This window comes from Sunxiuqinia rutila, from assembly GCF_050589705.1.
Classification (GTDB): Bacteria; Bacteroidota; Bacteroidia; order Bacteroidales; family Prolixibacteraceae; genus Sunxiuqinia; species Sunxiuqinia rutila.
In genome coordinates this window covers 159653-177379 of sequence record NZ_JBNGOT010000002.1, presented here as the reverse complement: position 1 = coordinate 177379, position 17727 = coordinate 159653, and the positions used below count along the sequence as shown (strand labels likewise).

Annotated in this window: 10 protein-coding genes; 4 read left to right on the top strand and 6 right to left on the bottom strand. The window is 42.7% G+C overall.

Going from position 1 to position 17727, the window contains the following annotated elements; translation table 11 throughout:
* Positions 1 to 15 precede the first annotated feature (15 nt).
* The 3 genes from pyrG to ACRD6K_RS02570 all read right to left on the bottom strand — a co-directional run bounded on the left by pyrG (position 16) and on the right by ACRD6K_RS02570 (position 4523).
* A complete protein-coding gene (gene pyrG / locus ACRD6K_RS02580; RefSeq protein WP_299577688.1) occupies positions 16 to 1617 on the bottom strand; it encodes a CTP synthase in 1602 nt (533 codons plus the stop codon).
* 139 nt (positions 1618 to 1756) lie between these two features.
* Entirely contained in the window at positions 1757 to 3877 is a 2121-nt protein-coding gene (locus ACRD6K_RS02575) for a DUF349 domain-containing protein (RefSeq protein WP_430971956.1), read from the bottom strand.
* Between the two features lie 184 nt (positions 3878 to 4061).
* Positions 4062 to 4523 (bottom strand): Hsp20/alpha crystallin family protein, encoded by a 462-nt coding sequence (locus tag ACRD6K_RS02570; protein WP_430971955.1) that lies wholly within the window; start codon positions 4521 to 4523, stop codon positions 4062 to 4064.
* A 270-nt stretch (positions 4524 to 4793) separates the two neighbouring features.
* On the opposite strand from ACRD6K_RS02570, the gene trmD reads away from it, so the two are divergent.
* Entirely contained in the window at positions 4794 to 5474 is a 681-nt protein-coding gene (gene trmD / locus ACRD6K_RS02565) for a tRNA (guanosine(37)-N1)-methyltransferase TrmD (RefSeq protein ID WP_430971954.1), read from the top strand.
* Here the strand turns inward: trmD and ACRD6K_RS02560 are convergent.
* The gene (locus tag ACRD6K_RS02560) at positions 5471 to 8308 is read right to left on the bottom strand and encodes a PD-(D/E)XK nuclease family protein (RefSeq protein ID WP_430971953.1); all 2838 of its coding nucleotides are present in this window, start codon (positions 8306 to 8308) and stop codon (positions 5471 to 5473) included. The genes trmD and ACRD6K_RS02560 overlap by 4 nt on opposite strands.
* A 114-nt stretch (positions 8309 to 8422) precedes the next feature.
* On the opposite strand from ACRD6K_RS02560, the gene ACRD6K_RS02555 reads away from it, so the two are divergent.
* Complete coding sequence (locus tag ACRD6K_RS02555) at positions 8423 to 9130, top strand: SIMPL domain-containing protein (RefSeq protein WP_430971952.1); 708 nt, start codon at positions 8423 to 8425, stop codon at positions 9128 to 9130.
* 139 nt (positions 9131 to 9269) lie between these two features.
* Positions 9270 to 10994: a cellulase family glycosylhydrolase gene (locus ACRD6K_RS02550; protein WP_430971951.1), complete on the top strand. Its 1725-nt coding sequence runs from the start codon at positions 9270 to 9272 to the stop codon at positions 10992 to 10994.
* 4 nt (positions 10995 to 10998) lie between these two features.
* On the opposite strand, the gene ACRD6K_RS02545 is transcribed toward ACRD6K_RS02550, so the two are convergent.
* Both ACRD6K_RS02545 and ACRD6K_RS02540 read right to left on the bottom strand, forming a co-directional pair.
* Positions 10999 to 11454, bottom strand: coding sequence for a c-type cytochrome (locus ACRD6K_RS02545; RefSeq protein ID WP_430971950.1), 456 nt, complete (start codon positions 11452 to 11454; stop codon positions 10999 to 11001).
* Between the two features lie 116 nt (positions 11455 to 11570).
* A complete protein-coding gene (locus ACRD6K_RS02540) occupies positions 11571 to 12839 on the bottom strand; it encodes a PQQ-dependent sugar dehydrogenase (RefSeq protein ID WP_430971949.1) in 1269 nt (422 codons plus the stop codon).
* A gap of 504 nt (positions 12840 to 13343) precedes the next feature.
* Between ACRD6K_RS02540 and ACRD6K_RS02535 the strand changes: the two genes are divergently transcribed.
* Positions 13344 to 17591 (top strand): AsmA family protein, encoded by a 4248-nt coding sequence (locus ACRD6K_RS02535; protein ID WP_430971948.1) that lies wholly within the window; start codon positions 13344 to 13346, stop codon positions 17589 to 17591.
* Positions 17592 to 17727: the final 136 nt, after the last annotated feature.

The window sequence follows — 17727 nt, the reverse complement described above, 5'->3', positions numbered from 1 at the left end:
ATGTTTTTTTCTTTATTAGCTTATAGTTGCCTTAACAAAAGCAACAAATAACGGGTGTGGATTTAAAACCGTACTGCTGTATTCCGGGTGAAACTGAACACCAACAAACCACTTGTGGTTCTGAATTTCCATCACTTCAACCAGGTCCGTATCCGGATTAATCCCCACAGGCTTCATATCAGACTGCTTGAATGCCTCCAGGAAGTCGTTGTTAAACTCATACCGGTGACGATGGCGCTCGCGGATATCGGTTTTCCCGTACGCTTTATAAAAATTAGACTTCTTATTGACAATGTGGCAATCATAAGCACCAAGTCGCATGGTTCCGCCTTTTTCGGTAATTCCTTTTTGGTCTTCCATCAGGTCGATCACCGGAGCCGTCGTTTTATCATTCATTTCTGTTGAGTCAGCACCGGTCATTCCCAGTACATTTCGAGCGTATTCGATGACCGCAATTTGCATTCCCAAACAAATACCCAGGAATGGAATGTTATTCTCACGTACGTATTGTGTTGCTTTAATTTTCCCTTCAATACCACGATGCCCAAATCCCGGAGCAATGATCACACCTTTCAAGCCCTGAAGTTGTTCTTCAACATTCTCAGGAGTTAACTCTTCCGAGTGTATCCAGCGCAGTTTAATTTTTGCACGGTTGGCTGCTCCAGCATGAACAAGTGCTTCAACAATTGACTTGTAAGCATCCTGCAATTCAACATACTTTCCTACCAGGCCAATCTCAACTTCTTGTTCCGGATTTTTATGCTTACGCAAAAACTCGTTCCACTCTTTCAGGTCTGGTTCAGTTTTGGATGGCAATTTCAGCTTTTTCAAGACCGTTAAGTCAAGCTTTTCTTCCTGCATCTTATTGGGAACCTCGTAAATTGTTGAAACATCGATGGACTGGACAACAGCATCAATATCAACATTACAGAAAAGAGCTACTTTTTTCCGAATACTAATCCCCAAATCATGCTCGGTGCGCAATACCAGTACATCTGGCTGCACCCCGTTTTCTAGAAGCATCTTAACAGAATGCTGTGTTGGTTTGGTTTTAAGTTCGCCCGAAGCGGCCAGGAAAGGAACTAAGGTCAGGTGAATTACCAGTGCATTGGAGCCCAACTCCCATTTTAGCTGACGAACAGCTTCTACATAGGGAAGTGATTCGATATCACCTACGGTTCCACCAATCTCCGTCACAACTATATCGTAATTGCGCTTATTGCCCAAAAATTTGATTTTCCGCTTAATTTCATCTGTAATGTGCGGTATAATTTGAACTGTTTTTCCCAAGTAATCACCGCGACGCTCTTTGTTGATCACTGATTGGTAAATCCGCCCGGTAGTCACATTGTTTGCCTGCGAAGTGGGAACATTTAAAAAACGCTCATAATGACCTAAATCCAAGTCGGTTTCGGCACCATCGTCCGTTACAAAGCATTCTCCATGTTCGTATGGATTTAGTGTTCCCGGATCAACATTAATATAGGGATCCAACTTTTGTATGGTGACAGAATATCCTCTGGCTTGCAATAACTTAGCCAATGAGCTGGCTAAAATTCCTTTTCCTAATGAGGAGGTCACACCTCCTGTGACAAAGATGTACTTCGTTGCTGACAAAATCGTATATTTTTATTAGTTCCTAAAAACCCACAAAGTTAATCAATAAAAATTATTGAGCTTTAAATTCGATCCATTATAATTCAAAAATTAACCATTAAAAAACCCGCTAAATTTAGCGGGCTTGGTATTTTTGAAGTTAATCTTCATCATCCATCGAGTCGATTATATTAATCTTCTCTTTTAGGAATTCAATTTTTTCTTCAGTGTCCTGGATCTTTCGATTGACATCATCAATCAATGATTCTGCATTCTTCGTATTGGCAAAAAATCCAATATTGTTGTTTAATAGAGTCAGGTCGTTCTCCAGTTGCTTCAGTTTATTGACATATTTATCACGCTCATAGCGCATTTTATTATTGCCTCGGGTAGTACCTGAAATATTGGACATTTTAGTTTTAAACTTCAACAAATCACGCTGCTGATCATCAATTTTCAGGCTATCAAAGTGCTTATTGATGGCATCTCTGAACTCATTCTGAACCACATCCTTTTCTTTAAATGGCACATGCCCGATGTCCGTCCAACGACGTTGAAATTCTTTAATATTGGCCAAATCAATGGCTTCGTCCTTGGTTAATTTGTAGTTCTTTACTTCCTCAATCAAATCCTTTTTCAATTGCAGATTATCCACCTGCTCCTCATCCACATGATGAAAATGATTGGATTTATTATCGAAGAAAAAATCGCAGGCTGCCCGGAATCGTTTCCAAATGACATCCGAATGCTTACGTGGAACCGGCCCGATTTCTTTCCATTTTTTCTGAATCCGAATAAACTCATCGGTTGTTTTACGCCAGTCCGTACTGTCTTTCAAGGCTTCGGCCTGAACACACAAGTCTGTTTTCATTTGCAGGTTATTCATCTGCAATTCTTTATTCTGAGTGTAAAATTCTCGTTTTGCGTCAAAGAATTGATCACAGGCACTGCGGAATCGTTCATAAATCCGATTGTTATCCTTCTTAGGGGCAAAACCAATCGTTCGCCACACTTTCTGAAGCTCAATCAGCTCGCGCGACTTTTTGTCCCATTCCCGGTGGTTTTGGATTTGATGATTCGCAATTTCTTCGGCCTTTTCACAAAGAACCGTTTTGGCCTCCAGGTTTTTCTTCTGTTCTTGCTTGCGTCCTTCAAAATACCCTTGATGCTTTTTATTTATTTGCGCAGTGGCTGCTTTAAAGCGCTCCCACAGTTCCTCCTTTTTATCGCGCGGAACAGGACCAATTTCACGCCATTGCTCGTGGTATTTTTGCAAAATATTGAACGCTTTAATGATGGATGGCTCCACCAAAAGCTCCTCAGCTTTTTCGCAAAGAATAATTTTAGCTTCCAGGTTTTTCTTTAGATCCAAATCACGCAGTTCGCGATTGATTTTAATATAGTCGTAGAAGTTTTCAACATGGTGATGGTAGGTTTCCCATAAATCTTTCAACTTCGATTGCGGAACCAGACCTATTTCACGCCACTCCTGCTGCAAGTCCCTGAATTCCTGAAAAGTCTTATTGATTGATTCTTTCCGATTGACCAGATTTTTTATTTCATCAATAATCTCATATTTCCGCTGGAGGTTCTCTTCTTTTTCATCTTCCAGCTGGCGGTGTTGTTTATTTCGTAGCTGACGGAAATCTTTTAATAAGTTGCGCAAATCTTCTTCATAGGGCGTATTGGAGGCTTCAAAATCTTCTTCATTGCCTCCTTCTTCCAAAAAGACCTTTTTTTCAGCATCAGCAATTGCCCGATGCTTTTTATAGAAATTGATTTTGATGCTATCGATATCTGCCTTGATATCTTCATTGGCATGATTTTGCAGCAAGTCACGCAAGGCATTGATCAACTCCACTTCACTTAAAGCGGTGTAATCGATCATTTCCCGAACCGGCTTTTCTTCAACACTTTCAGCGTCAACTGACTTCTCAGTCTCTACTTTGGCGGATGCTTCACCTGAAGACTCGATGTTTTCTTCATCTTTTTCTTTTTCATCCTGATTTTCAACAACTGGTTCGTTTTTCAGCTCGGCCTTCACCTCCTCCTGAGCTTCTTCCCCAGATATGGGCTGCTCCACTTCAGAATCCGGCTCCTTTTCCGTTGGTACCGTTTCTTCCTTAGCGGAAGTTTCATTTTCTTCTTTCACTTCAGAGTTCTCAACCTCTTTGGATTTCAAGGTATTCTCAGGGATCAATTCAGGTGCATCAGCAGCACCATTTTCCTCAGGTGTTGCTTTTAACTCTTCGTTCGAGTTTTTTAGGTCTTCAGGTGTCATGTAATATAAATTTAAATTACTAAGTAATTATCAGAGAATTAGGCTCCTCTTCTGTATACGAAAATATAATATAATGTACGAATACTCAAAGAAATCAGCAATAAAGTAAGAAAAACATCCACTCAGAAACAACAAATGCCGCTTAAATAAGCAGCATTTATTGTTTCCAGCTCAATTTTCGAGCTTATGCGATTTCAATTTCGCGTTTCACAGGAATGGCTTCTTGTTTCTTTTCCAGGCTAATGGTAAGAATACCATTGGCTACTTCGGCGTGAATTTTATCCTGATTCAATTTATCTGAAAGTTTGAATTTCTTTTCGAATTCTCTTTTTCGAAATTCAACCCGTGAATAGCTTATTGCATCTTTCTCGTCGGTTGTTTCTTTTGCTTTAGCCTCTTCTAAATTGCTCTTTACAAGCAGTACGTTATTCTCTATAGCTATTTTGATTTCGTTCTTTGAATATCCCGGAACCAACAATTCCAAAACAATTTTAGAATCACTTTCAAGCACATTGGTTGACGGAGAGTAAGTCAACTCTTTCTTTTCAAGACGATCAGAGGCGCCATTGGTATTAAAAAAGTCGTTCAACAAAGCGTCAACTGGATTGATACCATAAACCGGGCGATTTACATTTACTAGTTTCATAATTTGTTTCCTCCTAACTAATTGTTTGTTTCTGATTTATATTTTTTCAAAAATTTCATTCGTTTTGACTGCCTAATTTCAAGTTCTGTTCCAATAGTAACTTTCAGACAAATCGTTCAAATCAGGACTCAAGACTATGTCATTATTTCCGAATGCAGCAAAAATATCAAGCCATTTCGTCATGTTGTATATTATTCTAAATACGTTGTTTTGATTTTAGAGCGCTCCGAATTGCAAAATGTTACTACTTTTGCAGCAAAATTTAGAACTATGCGCATTGACATTTTAACCGTTGTACCCGAATTACTGGAAAGTCCCTTTAGCCATTCAATCATCAAACGTGGACAGGACAAAGGATTAGTTGAAATCCATCTGCATAATATTCGCGATTTTTCGACCGACAAACATAAGCGCACCGATGACTATGCGTTTAGCGGCGGCGCGGGCATGGTTATGACCATCCAGCCCATTGAAGCGGCTATTGAGCATTTGAAATCGCAGCGCGAATACGATGAAATTATTTACACCAGTCCGGATGGAGAGCAATTTTCACAAGGAATCGCCAATCAACTTTCGTTAAAAGGCAACCTGATGATTCTTTGCGGCCACTACAAAGGCGTGGATCAGCGTGTCCGGGAGCATTTAATCACTCGTGAGCTTTCCATTGGAGATTACGTACTTACCGGAGGAGAATTGGCTGCAGCTGTTATGGCAGACAGTATTGTTAGGCTGATTCCTGGCGTAATTTCGGACGAAACATCAGCTCTTACCGATTCTTTTCAGGACAATTTGCTGAGCCCACCGGTTTATACCCGGCCTGCCGACTACAAAGGCTGGAAAGTTCCTGAAGTTTTAATCAGCGGTAACGACCGTAAAATCAACGAGTGGAAAGAAAAGCAAGCCTACGAACGCACCAAAAAACTTCGCCCTGACTTACTTAAAGGAAACTAACCCCGTCGGCAAATCACATTATACGGACACATACGGCACTTTCGGTCGTCTTCTGTTTGTGTGTACACATTGTCTTTGCTAAAGATTTCGGCTAAGAATTCATCCAGGCTCGCCTGAAAAGCTTGGGCTACTTGCTGGTAATGGAGCAATTCATTTCCACGCAGCACCTCCGGATGAAACTCATCGCCAAAAAAGTCATCGATTTTATAAATAGTCGGAAGCAAGTTTGTTTGGCCGGTTGATCGTTGAAATATTTCAGAATAAATAAGGGTCTGAAAAATTTCTTTGGGCCTTCCGTGTTTATCCCGTTCATAAAACTGGCTGATCTCTTTGAAGCTCAGTTTCAGGCTACGCCCCGTCTTGTAATCGATAATCCGGGTTCCGCTGGCGGTTTCATCAATCCGGTCAATTGTTCCTCCCATCAAAATCTGCTGTTTCCGATCTCCCAGATCAACATCAAACAGAGCCTCGTATTGCCCTTCCAACGCCACTACCCGAAACGGAGCAAAGGCCAGGTCATTCATCAGCAACTGGCGCAAATAAGTTTCCAGATGATCTTTCACAAGAATATTTTTTCCCGCTATCCGAACGTCATTCAAATTCTTATCCTTATAATATTCCTTGGCAAAAGCCGCCCGGATCACCTGTTCAATTTTTGACTTATTTACCAACAAAGCTTTCAAATGATCTTTTTGAACTTCTTTCCCCACAAAATCCAGGTAGAGCAACTCCATGGCATAGTGAAACAAGTTTCCGAATAAACGAGGGTCCACATCCTCCAGAACATCATCGGTTTCTTTAATGAAGGCGATATGCTTAAAGTAAAACTTTAACTTGCAGTCTAGATAGGTATTTAGTGCGCTGGGACTTAGTTTGCGTTCCGTATAATTCTGAAGTAACTTTTCCTGATGCGCCGCCGTAGCCGGAATTGCAATCGGAGCATTGCCCGATGACTTAAAATTGAAATCGAAATAATATTCTTTGGGCTTCACTTCCGAATCATACTTAAGCTGAAACAAATAGCGGCTCATCTCTCCCGAATTCAACCCGTCAGTGGCGGAGTTGTACACCAACACCACTTCTTCGGCCCGATGCAACAGACGGTAAAAATAATAAGCATACATGGCATCGTGCTCTTCGTAAGCAGGCAAGCCAAAAGCCTTTCTCAGGTGATATGGAATAAATGAATGGACAGGCGTTGACTTGGGCATTTTGCCTTCGTTTACAGAAAATAACACGACCTTTTTGAAGTCGAGCAAGCGCGTTTCCAAAAAACCCATTACCTGTAATCCGGTCAATGGCTCCCCTTCAAAAGGAATGGAAACCCGCTGAAGGTATTGAACAAGCAAGCGAAAGAACAAGGAAACCGATACTTTGGCATCTCCCAGCTCTGCAAGCGTATCGACCAATCGCTGAATGGAGAGATAAGCCTGATAAAGGTACTCTCCTTCCAGTTTTATGGGGCTCTCTTCCCCACTCGAGAAACGCAAACCCAACATGCGAAGAATATCCATAAAGTAGTGCGCACAATCCTTCCAATTGGATGGAGAGGAAAAAAGCAGACTCAGCAAAGCATTGCGCTCCAATTCCTGTTTTCGGATGTAAATTTTGTTTTTACTCAGAATCTCAGCGACTAATCCCTTAGTCTCATCACTCGCAACCAGCTGGTGCTTCAGCAAGGCCAAAACCGGCCGATGATAAAAAGCTGACTCGCCATCCATTCTGCGACTGTTTTTCTGCAAGTCAATCAGCAAGGTGATCAAGCTGTAAACAGGCGTACTCTGCAGCGCATACCCCATGGTTATATTAATCTGCTTGAAACGGGCTCCGGCTGCGGAAATCACCGGCACCAGCATACTTTCATCAGATAATACCAGAGCCGTATCATCAAAACGATTGGCCTTAATATCCTCCTGAAACAAGTTTCGATAATGAATAACTTGCGCCTGCGCCACTTGCCCAGGTACCGACACCAAACTAATTTTGGTATTCTTTTGTGCTCCTGCATCCAACTCAAAACCTTCAGGAGCCGGAAATTCCAATCTGTTTCGACGAATAAAAAGCCCGGCTTCCTGCGAAGAGTCATTCAGCAGCTGCTCCTCATAATCCCAAAAGAAAAGCGCTTTTCCGGCTGACTGGAACCGCTTAAACAAATTATTTTCGCAACGATTTAAGGCATTGAAACCCACAAAAACAAACTGATCACCTTCCGGCAAACCAATTTCGCCATCTTCAAGCTTTTCAACGATTTCACGGTAAACCAAGCCTGTGTAGCCCGAATTCTGCTTCAGCAGTTCCTGGCGAAACCGTTTATAAATGGCAGGTAACTTATTCCAGAAAGCCACAAACTTGTCACGATTCACCGAACTCTCCGAACGCCCAAGACTTCCCCAAAAAGATTCAATTGCTTTTTTTTGTTCTTCAGTCAGGTAATCAAAGCGGGATTCCACTTCTTTGATGTCTTCAATATTCTGAAACAAATCACTGGAATCCAGTCTGTATTTATCGATATCATTAAAATCATTAAGCAGAATTTCCCCCCAAAAGAAAAAGTCATCCAGACTTTCCTCATGCCCTGTTTCGGCCACATAAATGCGGTGCAAATGCAGAATCAGACTAATCTGGTCTGATATTTGCATTCCCGACATTCGTGACACCAATTCGTCGATTGTTATGGCTTCGGGCCCAATAATCGGCGATTCGACCAGTTCATTTAAATAAGCATTAAAGAAAACACTGGCTCGCCGACTCGGAAACACCAACGAAATGCGGTTAATGTCAGAACCATAAGTGGCAAATAAATAACGGGCTACCTGGGTTAAAAAAGGGGTCATGCTAAAAGATTTGTTGTTAAAGATAATACTAAAATTCAGCCGAGCAGAATAGATTTTTTACCATTTGAAATAAAGCGATCAGAATGAATAAATTATAAATTTAAAATAATGACTATGAAAACGAGCAGATTAATTTTGATACTTCTTGTATTTAGCCTGAGTGGCTTTGCGCAAACTGAACTTAATCCATTGGTTTCAACGCCCTATATTGAAGTAACCGGAGAAGGTGAAATGGAAGTGGTTCCGAATGAGATTTTCCTTCAATTTACTTTAAAAGAGCGCTATGAGGGAAAAACCAAAATAAACATTGAAGACCTGGAGAAGAAATTGAAACAACACTTGAAGGTCAACAAGTTTGATTTAAGTAAACTTAGCCTGGCTAATGCTGACGCTGATTTTGTAACCATCAAACGGAAAAACAAAGATGTACTGGCCTCGAAAAACTACTTACTGGAAGTTGGCAGTACCAGCGAACTGGCAAACGTTTGGGAAATTCTGGATGAAATTGATGCACTGAATGCCCACATTCATCGCGTTGATCACAGCCAAATGGACGATTTCAAAAAAGAAGTCAAAATCAAGGCTATTCAAGATGCCCGTGAAAAAGCCAGCTATTTGCTCGAAGCTGTTGACCACAAACTGGGGAAAGTGCTCTTCATCCAGGAGCGGGCAAGCTTCATCCAGCCTTACGCAAAAAACATCCAAATTCGAGGAACAGCTGCCATGATGGATGAAAGCAGCATGGAATCGGAGCCCGAAATTTCATTCGAAAAAATGAAACTCAACTACAAAGTATTTACGCGCTTCGCCATTAGCGAATAGCCCGTCAATCCAGGCATTCAAGCCTTCGAAAGAAGCACTCGGGAATGCCTGGATTTTCTTGTTTTTCACCCCGATTAAAACTAACTTCACCCGGACCAATAGTAAGCAAAACTAAACCTTTCAGAAAAAATTCCGACTTATGAAAACACGAATCAGCCTGCTGTTAACCGTCCTTTCTTTTTCGGTTTTGGCACAAACTCCGGCTTTTGATAAAAACGCGGAACTTGGCCGGGGAATCAACCTGGGCAATATGTTTGAAGCGCCTAGCGAAGAAGCCTGGGGCAACCCGTTCAAGGATCAATACATGTTGACCATAGCCAGTATGGGCTTTGATCATGTCCGTATTCCCATTCGTTGGGAAACCGAAGAGCGGAGTTTAGCACACTCCCCCTACACCATTGACGATGCTTTCTTACAACGCATTCAGCACGTAGTCGATTTAGCCCTTAAAAACAAGATGCACGCAATTATCAACATGCATCACCATGAAGCCTTGTTTGAAAATCCGGAGGAAGAAAAGCCCCGATTTCTGGCCATGTGGGAGCAGCTCTCCACTCATTTTGCAGATTATCCAGACAGCTTGATTTTTGAACTATTGAATGAGCCACACAACAACCTAACCGCTGAAAAATGGAATGTATTTTTGGCCGAGGCTCTTCAGACTGTCCGCCGCACCAACCCCAATCGCTTTATTTTAGTCGGAACTGCTGAATATGGAGGACTTGGCGGTTTGTCAAAATTGCAAGTTCCGAACGACGATCGGCTCATACTGACCCTCCATTACTACAATCCCTTTTCGTTTACCCATCAAGGTGCCGAATGGGTTGGTCCTGAAGCTGACCAGTGGCTGGGAACAGAATGGCATGACACTGAAACGGAACGGCAAAAAGTACAAGCTGACTTTGAAGCAGCAATCCAGTTTAGCACCATCAACAACATCCCGGTTCATGTCGGTGAATTTGGAGCTTACAACCGGGCCGACATGGCCTCGCGCGTGCGTTGGACCACCTACCTTGCCCGGTATTTTGAGTCTCAAAACTTTAGCTGGGCCTACTGGGAATTTAGTGCCGGCTTTGGCATCTTCAGGCCTGCAACTCTGACCTTCAGGCACGAACTGGTTGACGCCTTACTGAAAAATGAGCTACCCGAGCCAACACCGGTTAACCGAAAAGAACTGTTTAAGACAGAGTTTAACCAGAATGGCGACCTGGAAGGCTGGAAACTGTACAACAACTCAGGCGCTTCTTCCACAGGCTTAGTCAGCCAGGGAGAGCTATCACTCGAAATCACCAATGGCGGAACTGAAAACTGGCACATTCAGCTTGTCCTCAGCGATTTGGCTTTAGAAAAAGGCAAAACCTATGAAGTGCAGTATAAAGCAAAGGCCAGCGATGGCAGACCAGTCAGTATTTACACCGGAATGAATCAGGAACCATGGACCTCTTATAGTGGCAACTCCACATTCAACATGACTGCGGAGTTACAGACTTATTCGTTCAGTTTTCAAATGCAAAACGATACGGACTCCAAAGCCCGTCTTGTCTTCGACCTAGGAGATTCAAGCACCAATTTTGTTTTGGATGAAATCGGGCTTTATGAAATCAGCCATGGCACGGACAGCTCAGCTCTAAAAAAGAAAAAATCCTATTTCTACCCGAATCCAACCAATGGCATTCTTAACTTCACCAAAGCCGATAGTGCCGGAAGAACCTCCATTTACAACTACTCCGGGCAACTAGTTATGCAGAAAATCATTTCCACTGATTTACAGATTGATTTAAATGAACTCCCCCATGGGCGCTACCTGATCCGATGGCCACACCAAGGCACCGTGCTATCGGGAAAGCTGATCAAATCGAATTAACAAGCTAGCGAGCTGCGGCAACATCTTCCACAGTAACCGGAGGAAGCTCATTCCCAAAATTGGCACGAACATAAGAAACCACATCTGCCACTTCCTTATCAGACAAAAAATCGTGCGGGGGCATCAAATTATTATACACTTCTCCATTGACTTCAATCTCTCCACTTTGACCATTAAGGACAACCTGAATTATTTTAGCCTGATCCTTTGTCCACTCATTTGGCCCAACCGAAGGATACATGCCAGGAACACCTGAACCATCGGCTTGGTGGCAGGTCAGGCAATACTTTTCATAAACAGACTTACCAGGATGAACTTGCTCCACGGGCCCGGAATCAGCACTTTCCAGCGATTGTTGAAATTTTTCAGCTTGTTGATCACTGGTTGACGAACTACTTTGCGTGCACGAACTCCCAACAAGTGCAACGATAAACGGGATGGAAATAATAAATGCTCTCACAAATTCTTTATTAAAAATTGATACTTCTGACTTTCTATCTTGAAACATGCTTTTGGATTTGTTTGTGGTAAGATTAGAGGGCTGATAAATTCAATGAAACCGAATCTTTCTCGTCACTATTCATACATAATTCTCCAAACCCTCCCTTGCACATCATCGGTAACAAACAACGAACCATCGGGTCCTTGCGCCAATCCGCAGGGACGATAGGCCGCATCACGCGGACTGCTCACTTCATCGATACCTGCAAATCCATCGGCAAAGACTTCCCAATCTCCTGATGGCAGTTTCCCCTCAAAAGGGACAAAGGCCACAAAGTAGCCTTCCTGCACTTCCGGGGCGCGGTTCCACGAACCATGAAACGCGATAAAAGCTCCGTTTTTGTATCGCTCAGGAAACATGTCTCCGGTGTAAAACAATAAATCGTTAGGTGCCAAATGTGCCGGAAATGCCATGATTGGATCATCTTTATCCTCACAGCGGCCCAACATATGCCCATCGCCGCCGTACTCGGGAGCCAACACTTTTCCCTGCTGCATCGGATCATAATAGCAGTAAGGCCAGCCAAAATCGGAATCCTCTTCAACCAATAAAAACTCTTCAGCAGGAAGCTCTGCATTTTGCTTAGCATCATATAAATCCGGAAAAAGCTGACTCAGCTGGTCCCGCCCATGCTGCACTGCAAACAAGCTATTCTCGGTCGTGTTCCAGTCTATCGCAACGGCATGTCGGATTCCTGTTGCGTAGCGTTCCCCATCCAATACCTGATCTTGGTTAAGCTGATCAGCTTTAAATCGCCAAATACCACCATGCCGCTCCAACAGCGGACAAGGATCCATGCCCGGCGAACCTTTCGTTCGGCTTTGTTCCATACAAGCATTTGAAGGGGCACCAACTGTTACATACAAATTTCCGGTCTGATCAAAAATCAATGGTTTGGCGGCATGCTGACTGTTGTGAGGCAAGCCCTGAACAATAATTTCTTCGGCATCGTGCGGCAAAAGTTGACTATAAATCATAGGATATCGTACCACCAGGGTATCTGCCCCGAAGTACAGATAATCATCATTCAAGGCAATTCCCGTTCCATGATGTTTCCCAAAATACTGAATCAAGTCGGCTCGTCCGTCATTTGTGGTATCCCGAAGACAAACGATACCTCCCTCTTTTTTAGGGCGGTTCAAAGAAATATAAATATCTCCCTTGCGATTCACCTGAATATGCCGGGCATGCCCAAGTGTGTCTGCAACAACAAGAGCCGAAAACCCATCTGGCAAAATCAGTCCGCCATTGTCTGCATCGGGCTTAATCACATCAAGTTTGTGATCTCCTGGGTTACAGCTAACCAGGCCAATGAGAAAAAAACAAAACGCGAAAACCCTCATAATCTATTCTTTAAAGTGATGCCGGCTCAAATAAGAATCTTCTATGATAAACCAATGCTTTAAACAGCAAAAGGCACCTAAGAGCTGTGTTGCTTATTGCCGGATAATCATTCAATTAATTTAAACTGAAAACAAGACAAGAAATAATTTGTTTAACTGTGCTACCGTTGCGAACGGTGCCATTAAGTATAATCAACCTCAAATGAGCTCACCGATTGTTTTAATCAAAATCAGAAAAGCCGGTCCGGCACCAGCTTAGCTCGCATGTTTCAAAGGCTAACTCAGCAAATATTGCAACCTAGCCAATATCTATCCGGTATAAACATTCTCGAGTTAGAACCGGGGAAATAGCTCGTAAGTACTCTTTCAGCGAATGCGTTATAAAACACCTTTCTGTTCTTTGCACAAAAGAAATGAATCAAAGCACGTTTTTCCTTTGAATACGCAACTTTTTTTATAAAATTAGTCTCTAGTATATAATGCATTCTGTTTGATAGCTAAAAAATGATGAACCAAGCCCCAAATAACACTCCCAAAAGACTGACCAGATGGATACTGGCGTTTTTCATTGGGCTGGTCATCATAGGTGGGACACTGCTATTTTTGTGGGCTGACAAACTAATACAAAAGGAACTGAACGCCTGGTTGAAAGCTAAAACGGCAAACCAATACGTACTTCACTTTGAAGATTTATCGGTCAACCTGTTCACCCGAAGCATCCGGATTCAAGAGATCGAAATCAAAAAGAAATCCGCAAGCCAAACGGCTGATTTTCTGCAAGCAGAAGCCATTTCAGTGAAAAGGATCAACCTGTACAAGCTACTCACGAAGAATGAGCTACACATCCGGGAACTCGAGATTAATTCACCGGTCTGGACCTTAAAAACAGATAGTACAAAATCCAAAAGCTCTTATGCATTCGTTAAGGAACTTCGTTCCGTTTTTGGTCAAGACCTGCAGTCCTTGGCCATCGATAAGATTAGCCTGACAAACGCCGGATTCATTGACAATCAGCTATCCAACCAGCTGCAGCCCAAAAGCCTGAGAGCCCTGAATCTAAACATTGGGATTTCGAATTTTTACACCGATTCCTCTTTGATCCGTCAAAAAGATGACTTCTTCCGGGCCGATGACATTTTCCTCAGCCTGGATAACTACAGAAAAGCATTAAGCGATAGCATTCACGAACTTAGCATTCAAAACATTCAGTATTCACTAAAAAGCAATGACATTATTGGCCGATCCATTAAACTGTCGCCAACCAGGCAACAACCAACCAGCCGAACCCAATACTTAGTAACAATTCCGGAAATTTCCATCAAATCGAATCAGTTCAACAAGCTGTTTCAGCAGGATAGCATTCACATTGATTCTTTGTTTTTGCATCAGGCCGACATTAAGGTAATTCCTGTGGAAAATGCACCGGAAATGAACTTCAGGCAAATGAAGGAATTCGATTTGTACCAGCTGGCAGAAGGCGAATTCACACAACTTAGCATTGACCATTTGTCGATGAATGCACGCAAACTCCAAATTGACCGAAAAAGCGAAGACAAGGCAAGCATGCAAGAGTTTTATGACTTAAACGTTCATCTGGACAAGTTTGTACTCAATGAGCAGTCATTTAACGATCCCGATCGAATTCTTTATGCGAAGGAGTTTTACCTTCAGCTGGACAACTATTACTTGCTGATGAATGATCAGGTTCACCGCTTTGATGCCACCAACATCATCGCTTCTACTCAAACGAATTCCATACAGGCCGATCAGTTACAGCTAAAACCTAACCAAAATCCATCCACTACCTTAACCCGGGTAGACATGGAATGCGACAGCATCCGCCTCCGGGATATTGACCTGAAAAGGTTGTTTCACAAACGCGAAATGCCCTTACAGTCCATTCTCGCCTATTCGCCCAAGGTTCTTATTAACCAAGGGCAGAAAAAACAAAAAGCTTCGCGCGAAACAAACAGTTTGCTGTACTATTTCATTCGCAACTACATCAAAGGAGTTTATGCCAGTGTTGTTGACTTTGACGAGGGGCGTGTGGTCGTTTTATCTGACGAAGGATCGCAGCAATCCGGGGAGATCTCGTCAAACTTTGATTTCAAGCTCACCGACTTCTCGCTGGATTCCATCAGTGCCGAGCGCACCGATAAGCTGTTTTTTGCAACCAACATTGAACTGACCTTCTCCGACTACAACATGAAGCTGGTGGATCAGATTCACCGCCTGCAAATTGACCGGATTGATGTTTCATCGTACAACAACCGGGCTAGCTTAACCAATTTCAGGCTGTCTCCAGACGATCCGAAGAAGAATGCCCGGCTACTGAAAAAATTCAACCGCTCACAAATTTATGAGATCACCATTCCGCATTTGATTTTGAGCAATACAAATATCCACCAGGCATTTTTTCGAAAAAAGCTGCAAATCAATAATTTTTCAATCATAGAGCCAAGCATCTCCCTTGAGGTGTTTTCACGCCCAAATAAAGAAGCCAAGAGGAACAGCCCGCAAGAGCTTTACGAACTGCTAAACAACTACATCGAAAACATTTCTATCGGAAAGATTGAAGTTCCCAATGGCAACATCCAACTGGTAACACACAGCCGAAAAGGAAAAACCAGCTCATTTAACAACAAGTTTAGTGTTGAACTGGAAAACTTTCTGCTCAATGCCGCCGAAATTGAAAAGAGCCGTTTGTTTTTTGCGGATGATTTTGAGCTTAAAATTGAAGATCAGTTGTTCCAGCTGTCAGACAATGTGCACAACCTTCAGGCCAGTGAGATTGGCATCTCTTCCAAAAAATCGCAAATCTACATACGAAATGCCATTTTGTATCCCGACATAACCAGCAAGATTTATGGCGACTTGCCAATGCATTTTCACATCAACATCCCTGAAATCAAACTACAGGGTGTCGACTTGGAGGAAGCTTATTTTGAGCAACAACTGGATGTTGACCGATTTTTAATCAATCAGCCGGAGATAAATCTATACCGGTCAGAAGTCCCTCAAAAACAGGTAGATTTTAAAGATGTTGTTGTTCCCTTGCCCAAAGAAATGCAGCGCTTGACAATTACCCAATTCAAGCTGACCGGAGGAAAAATCAATATCTTCAAAACCAATGAACTTCAGGAAAGTAAAATTTTGACATCCAACTTACAAATGATTGGCGATAACAACAGTCTTATCAGTCATACCGCCAATACGCCTGCGGCATTTAAATCAGACAATATTTCAACCTCCTTAAGTCAGGTTATTTTCAAACCCGAAAAAGGAAATGTGGATTACACCGCCGACTCGGTGCACTTTTCAACGCGCAAACGTGACCTGACCCTACGCAACCTGCTGCTGACAAACAATGCAGCAACAGCCGGAAAGGGCTTTGTTGAACTCAAGGTGCCGGGACTAACGTTCAAAGAAGTTGACATTCAGCAGGTACTGAATGAGAAAAACCTTCATTTTGAATCGATTCAGGCCGAGAGGCCGCAGCTGACCATTCAGAAAAGTGACAACAGCAATTCCCGGGTTAACCTGTTTCAACTGAAAATTCCGTCAGACATTTCGCCCTTATTTTCTGAAATTGCAGCTCATCAAATTCATTTAACTGATGGCGAATTGATTAGCCGTGTGGGCAATACAACCAAGCACTTTCCGAATCTACAGGTTGAATTGCAAGAATTTAAGCTGGATACTATTCCTGCTGAGCATTTGCTGGGAGCGCAATCGGTGAAGCTGAACCTTAAAAATTATGCTTTCTCTGATAAAGCTAACCTGTACAATTTTCACCTGGGAGACATTCAGTTCAACAACCAGGATAACCAGCTGTCCATTGAGGACATCCAAATTACCCCCCGCTACAGCAAGCAACAATTTCAAACGGTTATTCCTTTCGAAACCGATCATTATCAGGGCTCCATCAACCGGCTGGATTTGATCAACCTCGACTTAAAAAGATGGTACCAGCAGGGAGAACTAACAGCTTCGCAGCTCATTGCCGATGGCGGCACACTCAACATTTACCGGGATAAACGCACAGCAGATGATCCGAACAAACACTCAAAAATGCCACAGGAAATTCTTAAGGACATGGCATTGCCCATTTATTTTGACACCCTGAAATTAACCAATTACGACTTGTATTATGAAGAGCAGGCACCCGAGCGTCCTTTCCCGGGTCTCGTTTACTTCCGCGACATGACCATTCGGGCATTTCCGGTAACCAATCTGCCTTACCTGGCCAATGCAAAACCAGCGTTAAACGTCAAGGCCAGTGCCTGGCTTATGGGCGAATCGTTGATGGAAGTCAGCATGAAGTATGATTTACGCTCTCTGGTCAATCAGTTTCAGGTTTCAGGGCATCTTTCTCCTTTCGATTTGACTTACTTGAATCCGGTAACCCGAAATGCCGCAGGCATCGCAGTCCGCTCCGGCCAATTGGACCGCTTTGAGTTCGATTTTATTGCCGATCAGGAATTGGCCCAAGGACAACTAAAGTTTGCTTATGACAACCTTCGAATAGCCATATTGGAGCAAAAGGATGGCGACACCAAAGAGGCTAAATTCCTAAGTTTCCTCACCAATAGTTTGGTGTTAAAATCCAAGCATCCGCGCACACGCATTCTTCTGCCCGATGATATTTACTTCAAACGCGATCCTCAAAAGTCAGTTGTCAACTACTGGTGGAAATCCATTTTTAGCGGAGCAAAAAACACCTTTGGCATCAAGGAAGAAAAAGAAGAATAGATTCAAACTCTCTTCTACTGACAGCCCATTAGAATTCAGGCAAACCAATGGCAGACCCTACTTTCCATGGAAACTAAAAGCATACGTTTTTAGGCTACTTCATTCTTAGCAAAAGCCTTATTAAATCTATGATAAA